Below are 24,349 nucleotides of genomic sequence, written 5' to 3'. Positions count from 1 at the left end.
TATATTTATTAGTGTTATTCATGATTTATCCTAAATACATTTGTAATGTTCTGGACTTATGTTTGTTTTTTAATCTTCTTAGGGCGCGTTCTTTTATTTGACGTACTCGTTCTCTCGATATCTCGAAAATTTCTCCGATTTCATTTAAACTCATAGGTTTTAAGTTTTCTAATCCATAGAAAAGCTTGAGTACATCAGATTCTCTTGGAGATAGCGTGTTCAATACTCGACTTATTTCTACTTCTAAAGATTCTTGAAGTAAACCTTGATCTGCATTTGGTGAATCTCCAGCATTAAAAACATCATAAAATGTCGAGGTCTCTCCTTCTTTTAAAGGAGCATCTAAGGATAAGTGTCTTCCAGAGTTTTTCATCGACTGTTTTACATCTCTAACCGTCATGTCTAAGTCTTTTGCAATTTCATCTGCAGAAGGAGTTCTTTCTTTCTGCTGTTCTATCCTTGCAAAAGCTTTATTAATTTTATTGATGCTTCCAATTTTATTTAGCGGAAGACGTACAATACGAGATTGCTCTGCAAGAGCTTGTAAAATTGATTGACGAATCCACCATACGGCATAAGAAATAAACTTAAATCCTCTTGTTTCATCGAATCGCTTGGCAGCTTTTACCAAACCAATGTTTCCTTCGTTTATAAGGTCTGATAATTTTAATCCTTGATTCTGATATTGTTTAGCAACAGAAACAACAAAACGTAGGTTAGCATTCACTAATTTTTCTAAAGCTCGCTGATTGCCTTTTTTTATTTGTTGAGATAATTCAACTTCCTCGTCAGCCGTTATTAAATCTATTTTTCCAATATCTTGAAGGTATTTGTCTAATGATCTAGTTTCCCTATTAGTAACTTGTTTTGTGATTTTAAGCTGTCTCATAAGTGTCTTTTTTTAATCGAATTATTATGTAAAGTGCAGTTAAAAGAGATTTTAAATACACAGTGAATGATGATTTATATGATAATTTTTATAGAACGACAGATAAACTTTTGTCCTTTCTATTTACAGATAGTAATGTTTTCATTAACAGAATAAAAACTGGAATAATTGGTTCTTTCTGTTTGCAATTGGTTGTGTTAAAGGGATAAAAGCAGTACTTTTTTAGCTAGAATTGTAGTTTTAAAACTATAATAATTAGTTAGCTCAGCTACAATGTACTTGTAATATTCTACAAGTATGATTTTGTGTAAAATAATGTTGTAATTTACTAGCTCTAAAAAAGTAAAGTGGATAAAATTAAAAACAAGGAGGAATGAACTTATCCGATTGATTTCGGAAAACTAAAAAGTTAAATGTAAAAATTCGCTTGTTTTTTTTGTCTTTGAGTTTTTTTATCATGCGACGCAAAATTACGTCTTTTTTTAGGATTTCGCAAATCGTGATTTTGAGAGTGTGAGTTTTAATACTGATATTCATATAGATATGAAAAAATTTGAATTAAGAAAGCTATATAAGCAAAAGAGAAAGGAACTGTCTGACGACGAAATAATGAGCTTACAAGAGAAAATGTATGCACAAATTTTTAAGCTTGATTTTTCTGATGTTGAGAATGTGCATATTTTCTTACCTATTGAACGACAAAAAGAAATAAATACCTACCCAATTATTGCTTTTTTAAGGTCAAAGAATAAAAGTATTATTGTTAGTAAAAGTGATTTTGTCACGACCAAACTAACACACTTTCTTCTGGAAAAAGACACTGAATTAAAGATTAGTGAATACGGAATTCCAGAGCCAGAGAACGCTAAAGAAGTTAATGTAAAAGATATTGATTTGGTGTTTGTACCATTATTAATTTCTGATGAAAAGAAATTTCGTGTCGGTTATGGAAAAGGATTTTATGATCGTTTTCTAAGTTCTTGTAAGACCAACGTAAAAACAATTGGACTGAACTTTTTTCCACCTATTGAAAGAATTTCAGATGTTAATGAATATGATGTTCCGCTGGATGTTATGATTACTCCATAAAAAAAACGCCTTGATTTTTCAAGACGTTTATATAATTTAAAAATATTTTATTTCTTCTTATCCGTTCATGGAAATCAAGAATTCTTCATTGTTTATTGATGTTTTAATTCTTTGTTGAATAAACTCCATAGCTTCAATTGGATTCATATCTGCTAAGTATTTACGCAATACCCACATTCTTTGAACCGTTTTTGGATCTAATAATAAATCATCTCTACGTGTACTCGACTTAATTAAATCAATAGCTGGGTAAATTCTACGGTTTGCAATGTTACGCTCTAATTGAAGTTCCATGTTACCAGTTCCTTTGAATTCTTCAAAGATTACTTCATCCATCTTAGAACCTGTTTCTGTTAAAGCAGTTGCAATAATTGTTAAAGAACCACCATTTTCAATGTTACGAGCAGCACCAAAGAAACGCTTTGGTTTGTGTAATGCATTTGCATCAATACCACCAGATAAAATCTTACCAGAAGCAGGAGCAACTGTGTTATAAGCACGTGCTAAACGCGTAATAGAATCTAAAAGAATTACTACATCATGCCCACATTCAACCAAACGTTTTGCTTTTTCTAATACAATATTGGCTACACGTACATGTTTATCTGCTGGCTCATCAAAAGTAGAAGCTACAACTTCTCCACGAACACTACGTTTCATGTCGGTAACTTCTTCAGGACGCTCATCAATTAATAATACAATTTGATAAACTTCTGGATGATTTGCAGCAATGGCATTAGCAACATCTTTTAATAACATGGTTTTACCAGTTTTAGGTTGTGCTACTAACATACCACGTTGTCCTTTACCAATTGGAGAGAATAAATCCATTATTCTCGTAGATAAAGAACTTCCTTTCTCTGCTAAATTGAATTTCTCATTCGCAAATAAAGGTGTTAAGTGTTCAAAAGAAACGCGGTCTCTAACAATATTCGGACTTAATCCATTAATTTTAGAAACACGAATTAGCGGGAAATATTTTTCACCTTCTTTCGGAGGACGTACGTTTCCTTTTACAGTATCTCCAGTTTTTAAACCAAAAAGCTTAATTTGAGATTGTGATACATATATATCGTCTGGAGATGATAAATAGTTATAGTCTGAAGAACGTAAAAACCCATAACCATCTGGCATCATTTCTAATACACCTTCGCTTTCAATAATTCCATCAAATTCATAGTCCGGATCACGGTATTTATTTCCGCTTTTATGTTTCGGTCCTTGGTTTTTGTTTTGATGTTTATTGTTGTTGTTTCTATTTTGGTTGTTGTTTCTATTCTGATTATTATTTCTATTTGAATTCTGCTGATTGTTATTCTGAGAATTCTTATTTGATTTATTATCAGATGAAGAATGACGTTGTGTACTCTTTTGATTAGAGTTTGAATTTGTATCGTTTGAAGCGTGCTGAGGTTTTTGCTCAGTTTTAGCTTTCGTATCATTTTGTTCACCAGATTTAGAAATACGCTTTCTTTTTGGTTTTTCCTTTTTCTGATCTTGATTATTTGTAGCTTCAGGTTTTGAAGTTTGCTTTACTGCTGGTTTTTCTTCAGTTTTACTAGGAGCTTTTTCTTTTGGCAATTCTTTGTTAGCCTCTGCTTGAGCATCTAATATCTTATATATAAGGTCTAGTTTTTTTAATTGACTCGTCTTTTTTAAGCCAATAGCTTTCGCTATTTCCTGTAATTCAACTAATTTTTTTGCTTTTAAATCCGATATTTCGAACATTAGTATATTTTTAAATTATAAAGTATTTTATGAAAAAAAAGGGATTGTTGTCTTGATCTTTTTTAGTAAGACGCTTACTATCATTAAGTAATATCTAATAAACTTTTGTGAGGTATCCGTCGCAACAAATATAGCCAAATATTTTAATATGCAAAGTTTCTTATTATAAAAAGAAAATGTACATTTGTTGCCCTAACTCATATAGGATGATTCAAAGAATTCAATCAATATACTTATTAATAGTCGGAATACTTTCCGGAGGATTGACTTTTGTTCTCGATTTATGGAGTACACCTAAAGCAAAAGTATTTTCATTAGATCTTTTTGCTGCTGAATCAATTTTAGAAAAAATAGTACCAGTATTATTTTTCCTTTCCGCTCTTTTAGCATTCATTACGATCTTTCTGTTTAAGAATAGAAAGTTACAGTTTGTATTAGGGCGCTTAAATATTTTGACAAATCTTTTTTTATTAGGAGTGTTGGTATATTTATCACTAACGTTATCTGGAGAAACTGCGGTTTCTGAGAAAGGTATTGGGATGTTCTTGCCTGTTATTATTATTGTATTGCTCGTTTTAGCAAACAAAGCCATTAAAAAGGACGAAGATCTCGTAAAATCAGTTGATAGATTACGATAAACCTAACATCTTAGTATATTTAGTGCGACAAAAACCGAGAAAAATTCTCGGTTTTTTTTATACTATAAATAACTATTTTTGAGTTGTTTAGTAAGGTCGACTAAGTAGCATGCCTGAATGCTCATCTAAGGGTTTTCCCTTAGTCGTTCAAGGTAAACCCTGAGTAGGTTTTCAGGGTGTTTGTAATTTGGTGGGAATGTATTAACGTTATAAATTTGTAAGTGTAACAATGAGAGATAAAATCAGAGTTCATATAGCCGACGATCATGAAGTTGTAATAGAAGGAGTTTCGGCATTGATAAATACAGATGATAGTATTCAAGTTGAGGGCTATTCATTAACAGGAAAAGATGTTGTTGAATGGTTTAAGAATAATAAAGCAGATGTTTTAATTCTCGACATAAATATGCCAAAGTTAGATGGTATCGGAGTTTTAAAAACATTTAGAAATAGAAGCTTTCAACAGAAAACTATTATTCTCTCAGGGTTAAGCGATCCGAAGATTGTTCAAGAAATGATTGCACTAGGTGCTAATGGTTTTATAGAAAAAGGATCGGCAAGTGAACACATAATACAAGCGATCAAGGCGGTACACAGGGGAGAGCAGTATTATAGTGATGAAATAAAAGATAGTTTGTTCGATTTGTACATTAACGAATCTAAAACTGACGAAGCAATTAAGAGTAGTGTTTCAGATGAACCACTAACCGAAAGAGAAGTAGAAGTTCTCAAATTAATTACGCAAGAGTTAAGTACTGCTGAGATAGCAGATAAATTAAATATAACTGTTAAAACAATAGAAACACACAGAAGAAATTTATATAAGAAATTAAAAGTAAAAAATGTAGTAGGTTTGGCAATATACGCTGTTAAAAATAATATAGTTTAATTAACCTCCCTTCAATTTTATATAGAGGTTCCCCGTCCTTATATATGTTCCCCCCCCGAACTATATTATAGCAATTGTCAAGCCTTCTACATTTAATCTAAATGAAAATCAACTAACCAACCCTAAATTATTAGTCTCCCAATTAATCTACCCTTTAATTTTATAATTATAAGAGTTTATTAATCCACTTAAAGTTTTTAGTTACCATGAAAAGAAGTTACTTACCTTTTTTAATGATCCTGTCTATCCTAATTTCAGCATGTTCAACAGAAGAAAATATGCCTGAAAACAATGACCAAGCGTTATTAAAATCATACAAATTAAGTAAAGATGCGAACGGTAGATATGCTATCGATGTTAATTTAGTTGAAGGAGCCTACACAGAGACTTATAAAGACGAAGCTACAAGAACCAATAAAATTTACGCTTACCAAGGCGATAACAATAAAAGAAGCAAAGCTGAAGCAAGTACGTTAACCTTAGATAATAATAGAATAGATATCGACGTATATGAGAATAACGTTCAAAAGAGTACTATTTGGGTTGAAGACGAGAATATTACGTTGGCAAAAGGCCAAATAAGTCCTGACTTTCTTGAAACTTACAGTGTTGAATATTTAGGAGGAGATCAATATGTATTGGATTTCAATGTTAGAGATGGTGTTTCTGTATCTTTTGAATATAATGCAGATGAAAATATTTATGAAGTTCATTTAAAGGATGGTCCTTCCAACGGAAGAGATTTTACTAAATTGTATAATAAATCTCCTAACTTGCCATTACGAATAGATTTTGTAAATTACATATTAATTAATTCACAGGCTAAGAGCACCACCGAATTGGAAGAATATGCAATGACAAGAGTACCAAGATTTGGTCAAGGAGGTTCTGGTGTAGAATAAAATTTAAATAATTTTGAGAAAAAAAATATTAATATTTTTTTTTGTTTTAATACAAACTAAAGCTGAGTGTTTCAACTCGGCTTTTCGTGTTATTATAGATTATCAGTCTTCGAATCAGGTAAATACAGAAATGATTAAGAATCAGAAAGATTACGAACTTGCCAAGATTTATTTTGATGAGGGAAAATTTGATAGAGTATTGAGGAAAATATTACCACTTGCTGAAAGACATTTTGAAGATAAATCTTTAGAGCTTAAAGTAAATTTACTCGCAGGAATGGTTTTGGAAAGGATAGGTGATAGAACTCAAGTTTACCATTTAGATATTTCAAGCAAGTTTAATATTAATAATACTAGAGGAATAGATTTTTTAAAAAAAGCAGTACAGTTATCAAAAGAGCTAAATCTTAAAAACAATGAATTTAATTCATCTATAGATAACTATGATGTTTATTTGGCTCAAGCCTATCTTTCAATGTCTTCAATATACTTATACAGGAATCAGACGGATAGTGTAAAAATTCAATTAAATAAATTACTTAATATCCAAAGCCTTAATAGTGAGGTTGAGAAATCAAAAGGAGTGGCCTTCATAAATCTAGGAAAAGCCTACTATATGGAGAACAATTTAGATAAAGCTGAAAATATGTTTTCAAAAGCAGTTAACTTTAATAAAACAATTAATAATGACGTTCATGTTGCTTTAGCATTAAATAATTTGGCTTCTTTGTATGTAATTAAAGAAGAGTTTTTAAAATCTAAGAAGTATTATGAAGAGGCACTAACTTACATAGGAAACAAAAAAACATTAACGGCCACTGCACACAAAGAAATGATATTTGATAACCTGGCATGGGCGTTATACAACCTCAAAGATTACAAAGCGTACAAATATGCAACAGATTCTTATGGTATTAGAGATAGTTTGAAAGAGATAGGTAATCAAATGAAATATGCTGAAATTCAGGCTGTTCATGATGTTAAATCAGCAAGACAGGAAGAGCAATTAAAAACAGAGCAGCAAGAGCGTAAAACATGGATCATTGGAGTTGCGGGTATTGTTGTTTCTCTGTTGTTGTTGTATTTAGCCAATTTATATAAACTAAGGCAACGTAGTTTAAGCCTAAAGTTATCTCAGAGCGAGCTAGAACAACAACGTGACTTAGAGCGTTTAAAGTCGCAAAGTCAGGTAAAGATTTTAAATGCAACTATTGACGGAAAAGAAACGGAGCGTAAGCAAATTGCTGAAATTTTACACGACAATGTAAGTGCTTTACTGTCATCTGCAAATATGCATTTACAAGCGAGTCAAAAACAATTTAAAGACACTGCCGTGCCTATCGAGTTGGCAAAAACACAAGAAATTATTGCAGAGGCTTCACAAAAAATTAGAGATTTATCGCACAACTTAATGTCTTCAGTTCTTCTAAAATTTGGTTTGGAGTATGCTGTAAAAGATGTTGCCAAAAAATTCTCCAATTCGAGTATAAGAATAAATACCGCTATTCATAATGTATATCGTTATTCACAAGACTATGAAATCAAAATATTTAATATTATTCAAGAGCTCATCAATAATATTTTAAAACATAGTCAGGCTAAAAATGCTTACATCATCATGGAAGAAGAAGATGATAGTTTAAATATTATTGTCAAAGATGATGGAGTTGGGTTTAGAAATAAATCAGAAGAAGAAAAAGGTGTCGGAATCAACCAAATAAAAGCTCGTATTCACATGATGAATGGAAGTTTTTTAATTGAATCTTCAAAAGGTATGGGAACCAAAGCAATTATTAATATTCCAGTAGTTAGAGGAAATTCTAGAGTGTACTCCGCTTAGCCAACTCAATCACCTCCATATTTTTTATTTCTCCTTTATCCAGTTCAAATCGAACCATAGTACGTATTTTATGAAATCCATGTTTACCAGCTGCACCCGGATTTATATGAAGTAGATTTAAACTTTTATCAAACTGCACTTTTAAAATATGTGAATGTCCACAGATAAAAAGCTGGGGAGGATTCTTTTTAATCTCTTCTCTTACACGTTGATTATACTTTCCAGGATATCCACCAATGTGAGTAATCCAAACAGGAACATTTTCAAGTTCAAATCTATTGTCTAAAGGAAATTCAGAACGAGCTTCAGCATCATCAATGTTTCCATAAACACCACGTAAAGGTTTTAAAGCCTTGATGGTATCTGTTACTTTTAAATCGCCAATATCGCCAGCATGCCAAACTTCATCAGCTTGTTTTACAAACTTTAAAATTTGATCGTCAATATAACTGTGGGTGTCTGATAAGAGTAAGATTTTTTTCACAAAACGAAATTACGGAGAATCTTCTTTTTAAGTCGAACTATTAAAGTTTTTTTAAGAAAGCAACAAAACTCTTAACCAAATAAAATCCGTAGTTTAGCTTTTTAAAAAAAGCAACTTCTTGAGGTATTTTATAGAACTTTCTTACAATGGTAAAAACTACTATGGCTGGCAAGTTCAGCCTAATGTAATATCGGTTCAAGAAAAAATTACGTCGGCATTAAGTACAATTTTAAGAGAAGAAATAGCCATTGTTGGTGCAGGAAGAACAGACGCTGGAGTTCATGCATCGCAAATGTATGCTCATTTTGATATTGATAAAGAGCTTGATGATAATTTTACCTACAAGTTAAATGCTATTTTACCAGACGATATTGTAATTTACAGAACAGTAAAAGTAGCAGATGATGCACATGCTAGATTTGATGCCGTCAGCAGAAGCTATGAATATAAAATATGGTTGGGAAGAAATCCATTTTTATTAGATACTTCCTGGCAGCTTAATTATAAGAATATTGATATCAAAGCGATGAATGCTGCGGCTAAATTATTGCATGATTATGAGGATTTCGAATGTTTTTCTAAGGTGAAAACTGACGTTTATACTTTTAATTGTACTGTAACAAATGCTGAGTGGAAATTGGAAGGAGATCAACTCACTTTCTTTATTTCGGCAAATCGGTTTTTGCGCAATATGGTTCGTGCAATTGTTGGAACGCTATTAGATATCGGTTTGGGTAAAAAATCTGTTGAAGATTTTAAAACAATTATAGAAAGTAAAAATAGAAGCAAAGCAGGTGTTTCAGTTCCAGCAAAAGGCTTATTTTTAACAAAAGTTGAATACGATTATATTTAAACAGTGAGTAATACTAAAAAAGGAAACGCGTTTGACATGGAAATTTTTGTAAGACTAATGAGTTTTGCAAAAAGATATCGTACACAGTTCTGGATTGCGGCATTATCTACTATTCTACTAGCAGGCTTCTCAATCGCAAGTCCAGTAATTCTGTATAAAGCAATCGATGATTTTACAGTTACAAAAGATGTAACCCGACTTCTGTATTTTACCATTGCAATGGTCGTGGTATTATTAGCTCAGGTATTATTGCAGTTTTCGTTTATTTATTACGCAAACTGGGTTGGACAAAACATTATTAAAGATATACGAGCAAAAATTTTTAAAAATGTCCTTCAGTTTAAAATGACCTATTTTGATAATAACTCTGTAGGAAAATTGGTAACTAGAGTTGTTTCTGATATTGAAACCATAGCAAATTTCTTTTCTCAAGGAGTTTTCATGATAGTAAGTGACATTTTAAAAATGCTAGCTGCTGTTGTGGTAATGTTTGTGATAAATTGGAAATTGGCCATCATTGCTTTGGCTGTACTTCCAATTTTAATTTATGCGACAAAATTGTTTCAAATAGCTATTAAGAAAACATTTCAAGATGTAAGGAATCAAGTTGCTAATTTGAATGGATTTGTTCAAGAGCGTGTAACAGGAATGAAAATTGTTCAGCTTTTTAACAGAGAAAAAATTGAATACGAGAATTTTAAAGAAATAAATAATAAACACAAGGAAGCTCATATTAAAACAGTTTGGTATTATTCAATTTTCTTTCCAATTGCAGAAATCTTATCCTCAATTGCTATTGGTTTAATTGTTTGGTATGGTGGTTTACAAGTCTTAGGAAATAAATTAATTACTGTTGGAGCGATTATTAGTTTTATTCAAATGGCACAAATGTTATTTAGACCATTACGCCAAATTGCTGATAAATTTAATCAATTACAGATGGGAATTGTTTCAGGAGAGCGTGTTTTTAAGGTAATTGATACAGAAAGTTCTATTGATAAAACTGGGCAAAAAGACGCGAGTGATTTAAAAGGAGATATTGCTTTTAAAGATGTGCATTTTAGTTATGTTAAAGGAGAGGAAATCTTAAAAGGAATCAACTTTAATGTTAATAAAGGAGAGACTATAGCTATTGTTGGATCTACAGGAGCAGGAAAATCAACTATTATCAATTTAATTAGTCGTTTTTATGAATTAGATAGTGGCGAAATTACTGTTGATGATGTTCCAGTTGAAGATTATGATATTCGTTCGTTAAGAAATCAAGTAGCAGTAGTGCTACAAGATGTTTTTTTATTTTCAGATACCATCTTGAATAATATTACTTTGAGAGACAAGAATATTTCATTAGAAGAAGTTAAAGAAGCGGCAAAACAAATTGGTATTCATGATTTTATAGAAAGTTTACCAAACGGTTACAATTACAATGTAAAAGAAAGAGGTTCAATGCTTTCTTCTGGTCAGCGTCAATTAATTGCGTTTTTAAGAGCTTATGTAAGTAGTCCGAGTATTTTAATTTTAGATGAAGCTACTTCATCTGTAGATACAGAGTCTGAGCAAATGATTCAATATGCTACAGATAAGATTACTAAAAACCGAACGTCGATTGTCATCGCACATCGACTGGCAACAATAAAAAAAGCGGATAAAATCTTGGTTATGGATAAAGGTAATATAGTGGAGCAAGGAAGCCATAAACAGCTGTTGAAGAAAGAAGGATATTACCGAAATCTTTATGAAAAACAATTTAGTGCAGAGGTTATATAAATACCTCTGTTTTATTTGTTTAGTTTGAGCAAAATGCTACATTTGTTACTCAATCACAAAAACTTAAAATACATAAACCATGAAAAAAGTAATTTTATCTCTATTTGTAGTAGGTGCATTAATGGCTACTGCATGTAAAAACGCAAAGGAAGTAGAAGAAAAGGCAAAAGAAACTACTGAAACTGTTGTTGAAAAAACAGAAGAAGTAACTAAAACTGTTGTTGAAAAAACAGAAGAAGCAGTTAAAACTATTGAAACTGCGCTTGAAGGTGTTACTATTCCAGAATTTGAAGACCCAAAAGTAACTGAGCATTTAAAATCGTATGCTGATTATGCTAAAAAATATATTGAAGCTGGAGGAGATGTTGTAAAAAATGTTGACTTAGCTAAAACAGGAACTGAGTTAGCTGAAAAATCGAAAGAAATCGTTGCTGGTTTGGATGAAGAAGCTACTAAAAAGTTTAACAGTGCTTTAAACGCAATTATGGCTAAAATGGCTCCTGCAAAATAATTAAGGTAAACTTAGTTTACTTAAGAAGAAAAGCTCGCATTATGCGAGCTTTTTTAGTATCGTTAGTCTTGAAATAATTATGTAAAACTTGATCAATATTAACATAGGTTAATAAAACATGTTATTTTAGTGTAACTGTTTTATTATTAAGGTTTTATTTGTATATTTATAATAGTCAAACTAAACCGTGTAAAAAACCTCTTGTAGGTTTTAATTGAATACTAGAACTGTATTTTTTTATAAAAAGTCCCCAAACTTCAGTAAAATACATTCTATTCCAGATATAAAAACTAATACAATCTTTGTAATAAGAAATTTGTAGCGTAGTACTTTGTTAACTATCTACCTATAATAATCCCCCCTGAAGAACCTAGATTAAATAGCTTTTAATCTAGGTTTTTAATTCCATGTAAATTATTAATTAGATACGTCTTTTTTGATCTTATCTATAAGTTGTTCGTGATTTTTAAACAGGACAAACTCTCCATCTTTTATGTAAGAAATATCACCAGTTTCTTCCGATACCAAAATACATACTGCATCTGTTTTTTCAGTGATTCCTATCGCGGCCCTATGTCTTAAGCCAAATCTCGATGGAATTCTTGGATTATCAGAAACAGGTAATATTACACGAGTGGCGACAATAAAATTATCCCTTATAATTGTTGCACCATCATGCAAAGGACTATTCTTATAAAAGATACTTTGAATAATCGCATCATTAACAAGAGCATTCATAGGATCTCCTGTATTTACTAGAAAATCCAGCTTATTTGTTCGTTCAATAACAATAAGTGCTCCTGTCTTAGATTTCGATAGATTAACACACGATTTTATAATTGTATCAATATCAGTTTCAGAATTAATTTCTGATTTTAAAAACTTCAATTGATTTAAAAAACCTCTTTTTGAAGAGAAGTTGGTTGTTCCAATCATTAAAAGAAACTTTCTGATTTCCTGTTGAAAAACAATAATCAAAGCAATAACTCCACCAGATAATAAGTAGCCTAAAATACCGCTTAGCATTTCCATATGTAATGCCTGAGTAACTTTCCAAATAAGAAATATCAAAGCAATACCAATCACAATATTAATAGCTACAGTACCTTTAACTAATTTGTAGATATAGTATAATAATACAGCTACCAGTATAATATCTAATATATCAAGAAAAGAGAAATCTATAAAATCTAACATGTATTGATGTAGGTTTGCGTAAATGTACTAATAATTTACTTGTTTGCCATAGTACCTTCTAACTCGATATTACCAATCAATAAAGGATATTTACTTTTTATAAATTCAATTTTATCAAATGTCGATTGACTATGAGTTTTCTTATAATCTGTCTCTAATTGAGCATAACTTTTACCATACATTTTAGAGGCTAATTGATTTCTTAGTGTATTATAAGCTAGATGAACTTTGTCTAAAACAGTAACATAGGTTTCGTAGCTTGTTTCTCTGTCCGTTTCAATGGTAATAATTGCTTTTGAAGGATGGTCAGAGGATGTTGAGAGTTTCTGCCCATTACACCAATTACAAGTGTTTCCTTTTACATCTTTTCCAGCTCCATTGTCAATAAAATCCTGAGCCAGTTTTGATATTTCGGCTACTGTAACTTCCGAGTTTTCTATTAAAATTTGGTTATTCCGGTTAATAGAAATTTCTAATACATTTCTTTTGTGAATATCCTGAGTGATAGGAGTGTCTTGAGAAATTTTACTAAAAATACCTTCATCTACATCCAATGTTGTAGTCACCAAAAAAAAGATGAGTAATAAAAATGCGATGTCTGCCATAGAACCAGCATTAATTTCTGAAATTGATTTTCTTTTCATAATAAAAAATGTTTAAGTGAATAATTAGTTTATCCTGAATTTGTTTCAGGATGTCGTATTGATTCTGAATTAAATTCAGGATTTACCCTGAATCTAGCTCATTGTGAAAAGTTTGGAACAAGCAATTTTTGGTAGTAAAAATTAATCATCAAAAACAATACCGTAGTATAGTGAGGAGTATTTTTTCTATATTATTTAAAATAAAGAGTGAGAAGAAGTAAATATAAAATAGAATTATTTATTGAATCATTTCAGAAATTTTAACTGTCTCAACTGCTTCTTTTACATCATGAACTCTTAAAATATTGGTTCCGTTTTGTAAAGCAATAGTGTTAGCGATAGTAGTTGCATTTAAAGCTTCTTGAGGAGTGATTTCTAAAAGTTTATAAAGCATCGATTTTCTTGAAACACCAGTTAAAATAGGAACGTCTAAGTTTTGAAACAATGATAACTCTTTTAAGAGTTGGTAATTATGTTCAATGGTTTTTCCAAAACCAAAACCAACGTCGATAATAACATCATTTAGTTTGAGTTGACGCAATTCAAATATCTTTTTAGCAAAGAAAGAAATCAAATCAGTCGTAATATTCTTGTAAGTAGGATTTTGTTGCATATTTTGAGGTGTACCTTGCATATGCATTAAAATGTATGGTACTTGCAGTTTTGCTACCGTCGAAAACATGTTTTTGTCCATGTTTCCTCCAGAAATATCATTGATAAGTGCTGCGCCAGCATTAATAGTTTCCTCAGCAACCTTGCTTCTAAAAGTATCAATAGAAATAATTATTTCAGGAAAATTACGAGTGAGTAATTCTACGATTGGAACAATTCTTTTTAATTCCTCATTCTCAGGAATATGAGCAGCACCTGGTCTAGAAGAATAGGCTCCGATGTCAATAAAAGTTGCTCCTTCTTTCAACATACTTTCAACTTGAATCAAGACATCTTTTTGGTTTTTATACTTTCCGCCATCGTAAAAAGAATCGGGAGTAATATTTAAAATTCCCATTACTTTGGGAGTTGATAAATCGATTAAAGTTCCTTTACAATTAACTGTCATTGATACCTTTTTGTAGGTTGTAGGTGTAAATTTCTGTGTAAAAATAACTGAAAAGCTATTTGATTTGCTATTTTTACATAGTTTTTTCTGAATACATAAAATGCAAAACACCTCAGAACAATACGACGCAGTAGTAAATGAATGTCGTAGTTTATTTATAAAAAAAATGTCTGACTATGGAAGTGCTTGGAGAATTTTGCGCTTACCATCACTTACAGATCAAATATTTATAAAGGCACAAAGAATTCGCCAATTACAAGAGAATGAAGTTAGAAAAGTTGATGAAGGCGAAAAGTCTGAGTTTATTGGAATAATCAATTATTCTATCATGGCGTTAATTCAGTTAGATTTGGGTTATGTTGAACAGCCTGATTTATCTACTGAAGAAGCAACTGTTTTGTACGATAAGTACGTGAAAACTACTAAGAGTTTAATGGAGAATAAAAATCATGATTACGGAGAAGCTTGGAGAGATATGAGAGTTTCTTCTTTGACAGATTTAATTCTTCAAAAATTATTAAGAGTTAAACAAATAGAAAATAATAAAGGTAAAACCTTGGTTTCGGAAGGAATTGATGCAAATTATCAAGACATGATTAACTATGCGATATTTGCAATGATTCACTTAAATGAAGCTTAAAAATCCCTATCAATATGTTATTAAAAATACTTACACACGTTTCAAGAGTTTTAGTAGGACTATTGTTCATTTATTCTGGTTTTGTAAAATTGGTTGACCCAATGGGAACCATGTTTAAACTAGAAGAATACTTCAGTGAAGCCGTTTTAGATTTAGAATTCTTAACACCAATGGCTTTGTTTTTTGCGATTATGCTCGTGGTGGCTGAAACAGTGTTAGGTATTATGTTGTTAGTTGGTTATAAACCCAAGTTTACAGTTTGGAGTTTATTTGCAATTACGCTGATATTTTTATTTTTAACTTGGTACTCATATACATATAATAAAGTTACAGATTGTGGATGTTTTGGAGACGCAATTAAAATCACACCAAAACAAACATTCTACAAAAATGTGATTTTTATAGGCTTAATTGGAATTTTGATTGCTGGTTTAAAATACATTAAAGCAATTCCTTCAATAAAAATAGCATCAATAACTACCTATGCGTCAATTGCAGTGTCGTTACTAATTACTTTTTATGTATTGAATCATCTTCCAATTATCGATTTTAGAGCTTACTCTGTAGGTACAGACATTGCCGAAGGAATGAAGTATAAAGGAGATGGAGAGGTTCCTCCAATTCACGACTTCGAAATTAGCACAGATGAAGGAGATCTGTTAGAAGAAATGTTAGCTAAAGACAAAGCAATGTTGTTAATGATTAACACTGTAGATAAAGCAGATAAAGAAGGGCTTAATGAAGTTTCAAAAGTTGCAGCTGCAGCGAAGACTAAAGGATATGAAATTTATGTGTTATCCTCTGATGGAATGATGTATGATGAAGAGGAATTAGGAAAATTTAAGGCTAAATATAACTTACCATATATTTTTGGAACTTGTGATGGTACAGCTATTAAAACAGCTATTAGAGCAAATCCTGGAATTATATTAGTTAAAAAAGGTATTATTGTTGGAAAATGGAGTTGGACAGATACTGACGATGTAAAATTATAAAAGGCGACTAGCTTTATATTAAAGACGAAAGACTTATTAAGTTTTTCGTCTTTTTTTGTTTAAAACAAACACATCTTAAGACTTGTAATGTATTATAGTCCAGTTGTTTTTGTTTTTACTCTGGATTAAATTATTATATTTAAATTCTAATAACTAATGTAACTTAACTATGAAAGTCTTAAAGTACACGCTGCTATTTTTGCTAGCGCTTATTGTGCTGGTATTAATTTATTCAGCTTTTCAACCCTCAGAATACAATGTAGCTAGAACGAAAATAATTAATCAGCCAATCTCAAAAATATTCAATACCGTAAACGATTTAAAAACATGGGAAGAATGGGGTCCTTGGCACGACGAAGATTCAACAATCGTAGTAACCTACGGAGATAAAACGGTAGGTGTTGGTGCAAGTGATAGTTGGACAAGTAAAGATGGTCCAGGAGCAATGAAAACTGTGGCTGTTGAAATGAATAAATCCATTTTGCAAGAAATTACTTTCGGAGATTATGAACCAAGTGAAATTTTTTGGGAATTTGAAGATACAGCAGAAGGAACAAAAGTAACTTGGAATATGAGAGATGATAATGCTCCTTTCTCATTTAAAATTTTCGCTGCAATATCTGGAGGATGGGATGGAATGTTAGGTCCAATGTTGGCAAATGGATTAGATAATTTAGATAATCTAGTAAAAAATATTCCAAATAAGTACACTTTAAGTAAAGTAAGTGTTGTAGATACCGAAGCTAAAGTATTTGTTGGATATCCTTACAAAATGAAAATAGAGCAAGAGGCAATGATGAAAGCGTTTACAGAATCGTTGCCTAAAGCTGGTATGCATGCTGCTAATTCTGGTTTAGTAGAAGGTGATTTTGTACCTGCTGCGTTGTACCATAAATGGGATGAAAAAACAGGAGAAACAGAGTTTCACATAGGAATATTTTTAAATAAAGAAATGCCTTTAGCAGAAGGAATGGAAAAGGTAGAGATAAAAGGAGGTAAATATGCTAAAATTTCAAAGCTTGGAAATTACGGAGATGGTGATTACGAAGCACATACTGCAATTGCAAAGTATTTAGAGGCGGCCAACATGAAAAGTCAATTTCCGCTTTATGAATTATATGTAAATGACCCTGCGAAAGTGAAACCAGAGGAAATTCAAACAGATATCTTTTATCCAGTAGAATAAATTTTTTAAAATATACTAGTTGAAAACCTCACTCAAAAGTGAGGTTTTATTATTTTAGTGCCAATATGAAACAACTGTTATTAGTATTTGTCGGAGGAGGATTTGGAAGTGTTTTGAGATTTCTTTTAGGGAAACTATTTAATAATAGTGATTCAGGTATTCCATATGGTACTTTTTTAGCCAATATTTTAGGAAGTCTTTTAATTGGATTTATTCTTGGAATGGCTGCAAAAAACAATACCTTAACACAAAATCAAACATTGTTACTAGCAACTGGTTTCTGTGGAGGTTTCACCACATTTTCCACTTTTGCATATGAAAATCATGTTTTTTTAAAGTCGGGCGATTTTTTCTCCTTCGCATTCTATGCAATAGCGAGTTTTGCTCTTGGAATATTAGCAGTTTTTTTAGGAATCTTTTTAGTTAAATAAATATAATATGGACAAATTAGTACAATTAACTACTGATGAAAATTATGCAATTATTAAAATTGCTAATGGTAAAGTAAATGCAATTTCTCATGAAGTTATAGATGAATTCAACGCTTGTTTAGATGCTGCGGAAAAAGAAGAGAGAGTAGTTATTATTACTGGTCAAAACGGAATTCTATCAGGGGGATATGATTTGAAAGTAATGACAAAATCTCCTGATGCCGCTAAAGAATTAGTAACAAGAGGTTCTAAATTATCTCACAGATTATTGTCGTTTCCAACTCCAGTAATTATGGCGTGTAATGGTCATGCTGTTGCAAAAGGAGCTTTTTTATTATTGTCTGCGGATTATAGAATTGGTACTGAAGGAGAGTTTAAAATTGGCTTAAACGAAGTGATGATTGGTATGACGATGCACAATGCTGGAATTGAAATAGCAAAAGGAAAATTAACACCAGTCTATTTCGAAAGAAGCGTAAGTAACGCAGAAATGTACAATCCAGAGGAAGCTATTACTGCAGGTTTTTTAGATAAAGTAGTTCCAGAAAGACACTTGATAGGAACAGCTACAAAGGTTGCACAGCTATTCGGAAAACTGAATAAAAATGCACATAAAAATACTAAGCTCAAAGTTCGAAAAGAACTATTACAAAGATTAGAGCAAGCTATAAAAGAAGATAGTGAGCAGGAATTATCTTTTAATTCATAAGAATAAAAAAACCGCTTTTAAAGCGGTTTTTTTGTGTTTTTATTTTTTATAAGCCATTACCCCGGCTTTAATTTCAATATCTAGAGAATTATCTCTAGGGGTAATCGGACAAGAATATCGGTCACTATAAGCGCAATAAGGGTTGTAAGCCTTATTAAAATCTACTACAATAGTTCCATCTCCTTGTTCGTCCTTGGTTGTAATATCAACAAAACGCCCTCCACGATAGGATGTTTTACCGTTGGTTTTATCAAAGAAGGGCAAAAACAAATAATCCTGATATTCTGGCATTGGATCTGGATTTTTATAAATATCTAGTTCAAATTCTTTATTATCAATAGTAAATGTAATTACACCATATTTTTGATATCGAGCTATCCTTTTCGTAGTTGTTGGGAAGTTGAAAATTTTAACTTCAGATGTCTTGGTCAATTTAGCAATTACTTTAAATTTTTCATTTACAGGAAAAAAATCTAATCCTTTAAATTTTTTTAATCCTGATTGCGTTAAAGGAGAAGTAGATGCGTCTTTAAATTTAGCATTCATTTCTTTTTGAAAGTCTGATTCTCCAACAGGTTTTCTCTTATCTTGGGCAGAACACGACAAACAAAATTGAGTAACTAAAAGAGCGATAATAAATCTTTTCATAGGAATACTTTTTAAAATTATGAATGGTTACAAAACTACTATGATTTCAAATGATAAATGAAATTTTCACCACCTATTTTTGTAAAATATTGAAAAACAACATCAAATTAACATACAACTAATTGATTTTTTATCTATGTTTGTGGAAGAATTTTAAGAAAACATGAAAAACATTTGTACATATAAGCAATGGAAGTCGGTGGTAAGACCACCTTCAGTTCGGGCTTTTTATGTGTAAATGTTATATTGATATAAAAATATACAATTGCTAAGTCCGACTTTATAGTCGGACTTTTTTATTTTCTATAAACAACTAAATCAAACTAGTATGAAAAAGTTATTTAAAAATTATGCAGCAACCTTCGGCGGACTCTCTAGAGAAGTTTGGTGGTTGTCATTGATTACATTAATCAATCGAGCCGGAACAATGGTAATTCCATTTTTATCATTATACCTAACACAAAGTTTGGGGTTTACCCTTTCGGACGTAGGTTTAATTATGGTGTTCTTCGGATTAGGATCAGTTGCGGGTTCTAGACTTGGAGGTTATTTAACCGATAGAATTGGGTATTATAAAGTAATGCAATGGAGTTTGTTCTTAACCGGAGTTTTATTTGTGTTACTTCAATTTGTAAAATCACTGAACGGATTCTGTGCTTCTATCTTCTTTTTAATGATGGTTGCAGATACATTTCGACCTGCAATGTTTGTTGCATTAAGCTCGTATAGTAAACCAGAGAATAAAACTCGTTCTGTTACATTAATTCGTTTAGCGATAAATTTAGGTTTTTCTGCAGGTCCAGCAGTTGGAGGGTTAATCATCACAACCTTAGGATATCACGGATTGTTTTGGGTTGATGGAATTACGTGTGCTTTGGCAACTGTGTTATTAATTAATGTGTTGAATCCTAAAAAAGCAAGAATCTTGGATGAGATTAAAGTTGAAAACCCTGTTTCAGTTTATGATGATAAACCTTACTGGATATTTCTTGTAGCAATGGCTTTATTTGGAGTTGTATTTCTACAATATTTCTCAACTATTCCTTTGTATTACAAAGAGGTTCATTATTTATCAGAATTTGAAATTGGATTACTTTTAGGAGCTAATGGATTTATTATCTTCTTATTAGAAATGCCATTGGTAAAATGGTTAGAAGATTCAAAACAAACCAAAATTACATTAATGCTTATTGGAGGTATTCTCGTAACAATGAGTTTTATAGTATTGAATATGACAGGTTGGGTTGGAATTTTATTAGTAGGTATGTTCTTTATGACAATCGGAGAAATGATAATGTTTCCTTTCTCAAATGCGTTTGCAATGGAAAGAGCAAAAAAAGGAAATCAAGGCCAGTATATGTCATGGTATGCAATTTCTTTTTCAATAGCACATGTGTTCGGTCACTTTTCAGGAATGCATCTAATAGAAAAAGTTGGGTTTGATAATACTTGGTATATCATTTTTGGTTTGTCACTATTGAGTGGAGTGTTTTTATTGATTTTAAAAGCAAAAACCAAAGCAAAAGAGATAGATGCTAAAAAAGTATTACAATTTGACAAATAATAGTAAGTAATAGTATTTGGGGATTATAATTTTTACATGAATTTTTAGTTATTCTATGTATTAACCAAATCCCCAAATAAAATGAAAAAACTGATCCTTGTTTTTTGTTTGAGTACATTGTTTTCTGTGGCTCAAAATGCTAATATCGAATTTGTTAACGCAAATTATTCATTCGGTACAATGCCAACTAATATTGTAGAATCTGACTTACAAACTGCTTACATTCAATGGAAAAATGCTTTTGTAGATACAAATTGTTCTAATGGTCGAGCAAGAGTAAAGTTTGATGATCCTAACTTTACAGTTTCTGAAGGAATTGCATACGGAATGTTACTTTCAGCCTATGCGAATGATCAAGAATTATTTGACGGTTTATGGAATTACTACCAAAGCCATGAGAATAGCAATGGTGTAATGAACTGGAAAATTGAAGGATGTGATACTGTCAATGGTCAAAACGGAGCAACAGATGCGGAATTAGATGCAGCAATAGCTTTAATTGTTGCTGGAAATCGTTTTGGAAATTCAGGGAGTATTAATTATCACCAAGATGCAAAAGATTTAATTGCAATAATGAAGCAGCACGAAATTGAAGCTGGAACTTTTGTGTTAAAACCGGGAGATGCTTGGGGAGGATCAAATAATACGAATCCATCTTATTTTGCTCCAGGATATTTTAGAGTCTACGGAGAGTTTACAAACGATGTCGCTTTCTGGAATAATGTAACCAGTAAAACCTATCAAATTTTAAACGCAAACTTATCGGTTAATAATGCTGTGGACTGCTTAGTTTCCGATTGGTGTAAGGCTGATGGATCTTATTCTGATATTGTGTCATGGGCATATAATTCAGGGAAGTCATTTTATTACGATGCGGCAAGAACACCTTGGAGAATAGCAACGGATTATTTGTGGTATGGAGAGAGTGAAGCTTCAGATTATTTAAATAAGTGTGTGAGTTTTTTAAATAGAGAAGGAGGTTTAAGTAATATTAAAGCTGGTTACAATCAAGATGGAACAAGTATTCATAATTTTCAAGATCCTGTTTATACGGGTTCCTTTGCTTCTTCAACGTTGATTTCAAATGATCAGAATGTTGTAAATAGTGCATATACAACAACAAAAAATTTGACTTCTACTCAGTATTTTGCTACTACATTAAGAGTGATTTATATGTTTACACTATCAGGAAATTTCTTTAATCCGGTGAATAATGTCTTAGGAAATGATGAAATTGATTACGCGAGTAATAATCATTTTTTATATCCAAATCCTACATCAAATAAGTTATACCTGAAGAATTTTGAAGTAGGAACTTCTTTGAAAATTTTCACTTTAAATGGAAAACAAGTATTGACTTGTAAAGTAAAAAGTATTGACAATTATGCTGTAGATATTTCAAAGTTAGCCGTGGGCACTTATTTTATTCGAGGTAAAAATGTAAAACTTCGTTTTATCAAAAAGTGAACTTTAGTTCACTTTTTGAGTTTTAATAATATTCTTAATTACATCATGTTATCTCCACCAGACGGAATTTGTGTTTTTACACAACTTCCCGATTTAGTTGCGCAGTTTACACTTGGAGATTTACCTCCAGTACAACATTTTTGATATCCATTTCCGCAAGTAACACAAACAACTCCTCCAGTCGAAAGATTAAGTCCTCCAGAAATTTTTATTTGTTGAGACTTATTAAGAACAGTTCCTAATTCTAAAATTGATTTTTTCATATTACAGTAAATTTTAATATTCCTATTATTCCGTTCCAATTTCATGGTCATTGTTACTATCATAATAGTTCTTATAATTCTTGTTATTTTTGAATCTGAAACTTACAGAGAAAATTATGAACATACAAGACGCTCAAAAACAAGTAGACGATTGGATTAAAAATCACGGAGTTCGTTATTTTAATGAATTAACGAATATGGCTCAGCTAACCGAAGAAGTAGGCGAGGTAGCTAGAATTATTGCCAGAAGATATGGAGAGCAAAGTGAAAAGGAAAGTGACAAACAAAAAGATTTAGGTGAAGAATTAGCAGATGTTGTATTTGTAGTTTTATGTTTAGCAAATCAAACGGGTGTAAACTTACAAGAAGCTTTTGATAAAAAGCTTGATTATAAAACCAAAAGAGATCACGATCGTCATCATAATAATGAAAAATTAAAGTAACACAGCCAGTTTTAGTAAGGATGATTTAACGTTAATCATCCTTATTAAAAAATGCAATAACTAACCATCCTATTCCTAGTATTAAAAATACAATTCCTAAAGGATCTTCAAATCCTTTAATCCCAGCTCTTGCAAACCCTAAAATAGACATGAATATTGCAGATTTCCAGCTGTTAAAAAACCCTTTTTTCTTTTTACTATAAACTTCTTGAAGTCTATTTAGTTCTTTTTCATCAGCATCAAATTTTTCACAAGTAGTTTCGAACTCCGGCTTCTTATAAGTTAAGCTACAAACGATTCCAATGTTATTGTCAAAGGCACGTAAATTACATGCTTTACATAACTCAAGACGTTCTCTTTCAGTGAAGTATTGTTTTTGTTCAGGCTTTTTATCATAATCAAAGCTTGCTTGTTTGTTTTTAAGTTTGTCGTAAGTGCCAAGTTTTAATTTTCTTAATTTATAAGATTTTATTAAGTAAAATATTAATCCAATCTTGATTATAAACCATAATAAGAATAGTAATTGATGTACTAAACTAGTAGTCATATCAAAATTTCCTACAGATCTTTCTCTAAAGTTAAGAATAAAAGGTATTGCAATTACAGAACGAATACTCGACCAAAGTAAATAAATAAGTCCAATATAGGTTGCGAATTCAAGGTTTCTTAATTTAGAACTCAAGACGCCCTGAGATAATTGTTTTTCCAGTGTTATACTATAAATTAGGATTAAAGAGACAGAAAGAATCCATAAAAAATTAAATTCAAAAAATATCGATAGACCATAATTGAAAAGATCTTTTAAGGATAATATCAAAGAAAAAATTGAAATAATTTTTAAATTTCTAGTAAAGTTTTGAGTTTTCATAGATGATTTTTTGAAAAATTAAAAATAGTGAAAGAATTAGATTACGCAAATCTTTACCTTTGTTGATGACTAATTGTAATTTGATTTATGGCATTGCATAATAACATTGGTAAAAGACTATTCTGGATAAATACGTTTAAAGTAGGAATTCCATTTTTCATCATAGTTGTAATTTTCTCACTATTATTTAATAGTGCGAGTGATATTTTCTCAGGAAATTTTGAAAAGGTTGCAGAAGTACATTTTACAAATAAGAAGTGGGTACGATTTTTTTTAGGAAAAATTGTAATAAGTATCATGTACGGAATGTACATTACTAATAAAAAGATGAAATAACTCCTTTATGTTATGAAATTAATTGATGTAATATCTAATATAGATAATATTAATAATGAAGCCTTTTTGTATGTAAAGAAAATTGAAAATCAGTTTTCAATTAATTCAGAGACTAAGGTTTTAAGTTTAGAAGATGAAGAATTAGAATGGAAAACTTTTGAAGTGACTGAGAGAAAATGCCCAGGCTTTGACTATTTCATGGAAGTGTTTTTGATTAAGGAGTTTATTAATGATTTAAATAGTAGTGAACGATTAGAAGATAAATGCAAAAAACTAATTCATTATGTTGAATTTGATGCATAAAAAAA

Annotated in this window: 27 protein-coding genes; 18 read left to right on the top strand and 9 right to left on the bottom strand. The window is 31.1% G+C overall.

The annotated features are described in order from the left end of the window. Window positions 1-25: 25 nt before the first annotated feature. Window positions 26-889 carry a sigma-70 family RNA polymerase sigma factor gene (locus tag ACOSP6_RS16720; RefSeq protein WP_422095324.1) on the bottom strand — a complete coding sequence of 288 codons (864 nt, stop codon included), beginning with the start codon at window positions 887-889 and terminating at the stop codon, window positions 26-28. Window positions 890-1,432: 543 nt separating this feature from the next. Here ACOSP6_RS16720 and ACOSP6_RS16715 point away from each other — a divergent pair. Continuing rightward, the gene (locus ACOSP6_RS16715; protein ID WP_422095737.1) at window positions 1,433-1,978 is read left to right on the top strand and encodes a 5-formyltetrahydrofolate cyclo-ligase; all 546 of its coding nucleotides are present in this window, start codon (window positions 1,433-1,435) and stop codon (window positions 1,976-1,978) included. Between the two features lie 57 nt (window positions 1,979-2,035). On the opposite strand, the gene rho is transcribed toward ACOSP6_RS16715, so the two are convergent. Next, window positions 2,036-3,706: a transcription termination factor Rho gene (gene rho, locus ACOSP6_RS16710; protein ID WP_422095326.1), complete on the bottom strand. Its 1,671-nt coding sequence runs from the start codon at window positions 3,704-3,706 to the stop codon at window positions 2,036-2,038. Window positions 3,707-3,912: 206 nt separating this feature from the next. Between rho and ACOSP6_RS16705 the strand changes: the two genes are divergently transcribed. The 4 genes from ACOSP6_RS16705 to ACOSP6_RS16690 all read left to right on the top strand — a co-directional run bounded on the left by ACOSP6_RS16705 (window position 3,913) and on the right by ACOSP6_RS16690 (window position 7,975). After that, window positions 3,913-4,344, top strand: coding sequence for a DUF4293 domain-containing protein (locus ACOSP6_RS16705; protein ID WP_422095327.1), 432 nt, complete (start codon window positions 3,913-3,915; stop codon window positions 4,342-4,344). Between the two features lie 229 nt (window positions 4,345-4,573). After that, complete coding sequence (locus ACOSP6_RS16700) at window positions 4,574-5,233, top strand: response regulator (RefSeq protein ID WP_422095328.1); 660 nt, start codon at window positions 4,574-4,576, stop codon at window positions 5,231-5,233. A 206-nt stretch (window positions 5,234-5,439) separates the two neighbouring features. Continuing rightward, complete coding sequence (locus ACOSP6_RS16695) at window positions 5,440-6,135, top strand: hypothetical protein (RefSeq protein ID WP_422095329.1); 696 nt, start codon at window positions 5,440-5,442, stop codon at window positions 6,133-6,135. A 13-nt stretch (window positions 6,136-6,148) separates the two neighbouring features. Further along, window positions 6,149-7,975 (top strand): tetratricopeptide repeat-containing sensor histidine kinase, encoded by a 1,827-nt coding sequence (locus ACOSP6_RS16690; RefSeq protein WP_422095330.1) that lies wholly within the window; start codon window positions 6,149-6,151, stop codon window positions 7,973-7,975. Here the strand turns inward: ACOSP6_RS16690 and ACOSP6_RS16685 are convergent. After that, window positions 7,956-8,459 (bottom strand): metallophosphoesterase family protein, encoded by a 504-nt coding sequence (locus ACOSP6_RS16685; protein ID WP_422095331.1) that lies wholly within the window; start codon window positions 8,457-8,459, stop codon window positions 7,956-7,958. The two genes, ACOSP6_RS16690 and ACOSP6_RS16685, sit on opposite strands and share 20 nt — an antisense overlap. Before the next feature lie 118 nt (window positions 8,460-8,577). Between ACOSP6_RS16685 and truA the strand changes: the two genes are divergently transcribed. The 3 genes from truA (at window position 8,578) to ACOSP6_RS16670 (ending at window position 11,590) form a co-directional block, all read left to right on the top strand. Next, window positions 8,578-9,312: a tRNA pseudouridine(38-40) synthase TruA gene (gene truA, locus ACOSP6_RS16680; protein WP_422095332.1), complete on the top strand. Its 735-nt coding sequence runs from the start codon at window positions 8,578-8,580 to the stop codon at window positions 9,310-9,312. A gap of 36 nt (window positions 9,313-9,348) precedes the next feature. Then, window positions 9,349-11,079 carry an ABC transporter ATP-binding protein gene (locus ACOSP6_RS16675; RefSeq protein ID WP_422095597.1) on the top strand — a complete coding sequence of 577 codons (1,731 nt, stop codon included), beginning with the start codon at window positions 9,349-9,351 and terminating at the stop codon, window positions 11,077-11,079. 79 nt (window positions 11,080-11,158) lie between these two features. Then, on the top strand, window positions 11,159-11,590 hold the full coding sequence (locus ACOSP6_RS16670) for a hypothetical protein (protein ID WP_422095333.1): 432 nt from the start codon (window positions 11,159-11,161) through the stop codon (window positions 11,588-11,590). A gap of 417 nt (window positions 11,591-12,007) precedes the next feature. On the opposite strand, the gene cdaA is transcribed toward ACOSP6_RS16670, so the two are convergent. The 3 genes from cdaA to folP form a co-directional block, all read right to left on the bottom strand. Then, on the bottom strand, window positions 12,008-12,787 hold the full coding sequence (gene cdaA, locus ACOSP6_RS16665) for a diadenylate cyclase CdaA (RefSeq protein WP_422095334.1): 780 nt from the start codon (window positions 12,785-12,787) through the stop codon (window positions 12,008-12,010). A 35-nt stretch (window positions 12,788-12,822) separates the two neighbouring features. After that, complete coding sequence (locus ACOSP6_RS16660; protein WP_422095335.1) at window positions 12,823-13,431, bottom strand: ExbD/TolR family protein; 609 nt, start codon at window positions 13,429-13,431, stop codon at window positions 12,823-12,825. Window positions 13,432-13,669: 238 nt separating this feature from the next. Then, window positions 13,670-14,491, bottom strand: coding sequence for a dihydropteroate synthase (gene folP / locus ACOSP6_RS16655; protein WP_422095336.1), 822 nt, complete (start codon window positions 14,489-14,491; stop codon window positions 13,670-13,672). Between the two features lie 100 nt (window positions 14,492-14,591). On the opposite strand from folP, the gene ACOSP6_RS16650 reads away from it, so the two are divergent. The 5 genes from ACOSP6_RS16650 to ACOSP6_RS16630 all read left to right on the top strand — a co-directional run bounded on the left by ACOSP6_RS16650 (window position 14,592) and on the right by ACOSP6_RS16630 (window position 18,452). Then, window positions 14,592-15,131, top strand: a complete 540-nt coding sequence (locus tag ACOSP6_RS16650) for a DUF1599 domain-containing protein (protein ID WP_422095337.1) — start codon at window positions 14,592-14,594, stop codon at window positions 15,129-15,131. A gap of 14 nt (window positions 15,132-15,145) precedes the next feature. Continuing rightward, window positions 15,146-16,126, top strand: a complete 981-nt coding sequence (locus tag ACOSP6_RS16645; RefSeq protein ID WP_422095338.1) for a DoxX family protein — start codon at window positions 15,146-15,148, stop codon at window positions 16,124-16,126. 169 nt (window positions 16,127-16,295) lie between these two features. Then, window positions 16,296-17,312, top strand: coding sequence for a GyrI-like domain-containing protein (locus ACOSP6_RS16640; RefSeq protein ID WP_422095339.1), 1,017 nt, complete (start codon window positions 16,296-16,298; stop codon window positions 17,310-17,312). A 65-nt stretch (window positions 17,313-17,377) separates the two neighbouring features. Continuing rightward, window positions 17,378-17,743, top strand: coding sequence for a fluoride efflux transporter CrcB (gene crcB, locus ACOSP6_RS16635; RefSeq protein WP_422095340.1), 366 nt, complete (start codon window positions 17,378-17,380; stop codon window positions 17,741-17,743). Window positions 17,744-17,750: 7 nt separating this feature from the next. Next, window positions 17,751-18,452, top strand: coding sequence for a crotonase/enoyl-CoA hydratase family protein (locus ACOSP6_RS16630; protein ID WP_422095341.1), 702 nt, complete (start codon window positions 17,751-17,753; stop codon window positions 18,450-18,452). Window positions 18,453-18,491: 39 nt separating this feature from the next. Here ACOSP6_RS16630 and ACOSP6_RS16625 read toward each other — a convergent pair whose 3' ends face one another. Continuing rightward, window positions 18,492-19,100 carry a DUF1684 domain-containing protein gene (locus tag ACOSP6_RS16625; RefSeq protein WP_422095342.1) on the bottom strand — a complete coding sequence of 203 codons (609 nt, stop codon included), beginning with the start codon at window positions 19,098-19,100 and terminating at the stop codon, window positions 18,492-18,494. Window positions 19,101-19,428: 328 nt separating this feature from the next. On the opposite strand from ACOSP6_RS16625, the gene ACOSP6_RS16620 reads away from it, so the two are divergent. After that, window positions 19,429-20,664: an MDR family MFS transporter gene (locus ACOSP6_RS16620; protein ID WP_422095343.1), complete on the top strand. Its 1,236-nt coding sequence runs from the start codon at window positions 19,429-19,431 to the stop codon at window positions 20,662-20,664. An 81-nt stretch (window positions 20,665-20,745) separates the two neighbouring features. After that, window positions 20,746-22,131 (top strand): glycosyl hydrolase family 8, encoded by a 1,386-nt coding sequence (locus tag ACOSP6_RS16615; RefSeq protein WP_422095344.1) that lies wholly within the window; start codon window positions 20,746-20,748, stop codon window positions 22,129-22,131. 38 nt (window positions 22,132-22,169) lie between these two features. Here ACOSP6_RS16615 and ACOSP6_RS16610 read toward each other — a convergent pair whose 3' ends face one another. Next, the gene (locus tag ACOSP6_RS16610; RefSeq protein WP_422095345.1) at window positions 22,170-22,394 is read right to left on the bottom strand and encodes a hypothetical protein; all 225 of its coding nucleotides are present in this window, start codon (window positions 22,392-22,394) and stop codon (window positions 22,170-22,172) included. A gap of 116 nt (window positions 22,395-22,510) precedes the next feature. Here ACOSP6_RS16610 and ACOSP6_RS16605 point away from each other — a divergent pair, with 116 nt between their 5' ends. Beyond that, window positions 22,511-22,837, top strand: a complete 327-nt coding sequence (locus tag ACOSP6_RS16605; RefSeq protein WP_422095346.1) for a nucleotide pyrophosphohydrolase — start codon at window positions 22,511-22,513, stop codon at window positions 22,835-22,837. 31 nt (window positions 22,838-22,868) lie between these two features. Here ACOSP6_RS16605 and ACOSP6_RS16600 read toward each other — a convergent pair whose 3' ends face one another. Next, the gene (locus ACOSP6_RS16600; RefSeq protein WP_422095347.1) at window positions 22,869-23,519 is read right to left on the bottom strand and encodes a hypothetical protein; all 651 of its coding nucleotides are present in this window, start codon (window positions 23,517-23,519) and stop codon (window positions 22,869-22,871) included. 273 nt (window positions 23,520-23,792) lie between these two features. Here ACOSP6_RS16600 and ACOSP6_RS16595 point away from each other — a divergent pair, with 273 nt between their 5' ends. Continuing rightward, entirely contained in the window at window positions 23,793-24,041 is a 249-nt protein-coding gene (locus ACOSP6_RS16595) for a hypothetical protein (RefSeq protein WP_422095348.1), read from the top strand. 12 nt (window positions 24,042-24,053) lie between these two features. Continuing rightward, window positions 24,054-24,344 carry a hypothetical protein gene (locus ACOSP6_RS16590; RefSeq protein ID WP_422095349.1) on the top strand — a complete coding sequence of 97 codons (291 nt, stop codon included), beginning with the start codon at window positions 24,054-24,056 and terminating at the stop codon, window positions 24,342-24,344. The last annotated feature ends 5 nt before the right edge of the window (window positions 24,345-24,349 follow it).

The organism is Tenacibaculum sp. MEBiC06402, assembly GCF_049239625.1.
In the GTDB taxonomy this organism is placed as follows: domain Bacteria; phylum Bacteroidota; class Bacteroidia; order Flavobacteriales; family Flavobacteriaceae; genus Polaribacter.
The sequence above is the reverse complement of the archived record's forward strand: the minus strand, read 5'-3'. Positions and strand labels throughout refer to the sequence as shown.

Bases quoted from the DNA above. Each gene is read 5' to 3' on its own strand.
- ACOSP6_RS16720 (WP_422095324.1), bottom strand. From the start codon at position 889: ATGAGACAGCTTAAAATCACAAAACAAGTTACTAATAGGGAAACTAGA.
- ACOSP6_RS16715 (WP_422095737.1), top strand. From the start codon at position 1,433: ATGAAAAAATTTGAATTAAGAAAGCTATATAAGCAAAAGAGAAAGGAA.
- rho (WP_422095326.1), bottom strand. From the start codon at position 3,706: ATGTTCGAAATATCGGATTTAAAAGCAAAAAAATTAGTTGAATTACAG.
- ACOSP6_RS16705 (WP_422095327.1), top strand. From the start codon at position 3,913: ATGATTCAAAGAATTCAATCAATATACTTATTAATAGTCGGAATACTT.
- ACOSP6_RS16700 (WP_422095328.1), top strand. From the start codon at position 4,574: ATGAGAGATAAAATCAGAGTTCATATAGCCGACGATCATGAAGTTGTA.
- ACOSP6_RS16695 (WP_422095329.1), top strand. From the start codon at position 5,440: ATGAAAAGAAGTTACTTACCTTTTTTAATGATCCTGTCTATCCTAATT.
- ACOSP6_RS16675 (WP_422095597.1), top strand. From the start codon at position 9,349: ATGGAAATTTTTGTAAGACTAATGAGTTTTGCAAAAAGATATCGTACA.
- ACOSP6_RS16670 (WP_422095333.1), top strand. From the start codon at position 11,159: ATGAAAAAAGTAATTTTATCTCTATTTGTAGTAGGTGCATTAATGGCT.
- cdaA (WP_422095334.1), bottom strand. From the start codon at position 12,787: ATGTTAGATTTTATAGATTTCTCTTTTCTTGATATATTAGATATTATA.
- ACOSP6_RS16660 (WP_422095335.1), bottom strand. From the start codon at position 13,431: ATGAAAAGAAAATCAATTTCAGAAATTAATGCTGGTTCTATGGCAGAC.
- folP (WP_422095336.1), bottom strand. From the start codon at position 14,491: ATGACAGTTAATTGTAAAGGAACTTTAATCGATTTATCAACTCCCAAA.
- ACOSP6_RS16650 (WP_422095337.1), top strand. From the start codon at position 14,592: ATGCAAAACACCTCAGAACAATACGACGCAGTAGTAAATGAATGTCGT.
- ACOSP6_RS16645 (WP_422095338.1), top strand. From the start codon at position 15,146: ATGTTATTAAAAATACTTACACACGTTTCAAGAGTTTTAGTAGGACTA.
- ACOSP6_RS16640 (WP_422095339.1), top strand. From the start codon at position 16,296: ATGAAAGTCTTAAAGTACACGCTGCTATTTTTGCTAGCGCTTATTGTG.
- crcB (WP_422095340.1), top strand. From the start codon at position 17,378: ATGAAACAACTGTTATTAGTATTTGTCGGAGGAGGATTTGGAAGTGTT.
- ACOSP6_RS16630 (WP_422095341.1), top strand. From the start codon at position 17,751: ATGGACAAATTAGTACAATTAACTACTGATGAAAATTATGCAATTATT.
- ACOSP6_RS16625 (WP_422095342.1), bottom strand. From the start codon at position 19,100: ATGAAAAGATTTATTATCGCTCTTTTAGTTACTCAATTTTGTTTGTCG.
- ACOSP6_RS16620 (WP_422095343.1), top strand. From the start codon at position 19,429: ATGAAAAAGTTATTTAAAAATTATGCAGCAACCTTCGGCGGACTCTCT.
- ACOSP6_RS16615 (WP_422095344.1), top strand. From the start codon at position 20,746: ATGAAAAAACTGATCCTTGTTTTTTGTTTGAGTACATTGTTTTCTGTG.
- ACOSP6_RS16610 (WP_422095345.1), bottom strand. From the start codon at position 22,394: ATGAAAAAATCAATTTTAGAATTAGGAACTGTTCTTAATAAGTCTCAA.
- ACOSP6_RS16605 (WP_422095346.1), top strand. From the start codon at position 22,511: ATGAACATACAAGACGCTCAAAAACAAGTAGACGATTGGATTAAAAAT.
- ACOSP6_RS16595 (WP_422095348.1), top strand. From the start codon at position 23,793: ATGGCATTGCATAATAACATTGGTAAAAGACTATTCTGGATAAATACG.
- ACOSP6_RS16590 (WP_422095349.1), top strand. From the start codon at position 24,054: ATGAAATTAATTGATGTAATATCTAATATAGATAATATTAATAATGAA.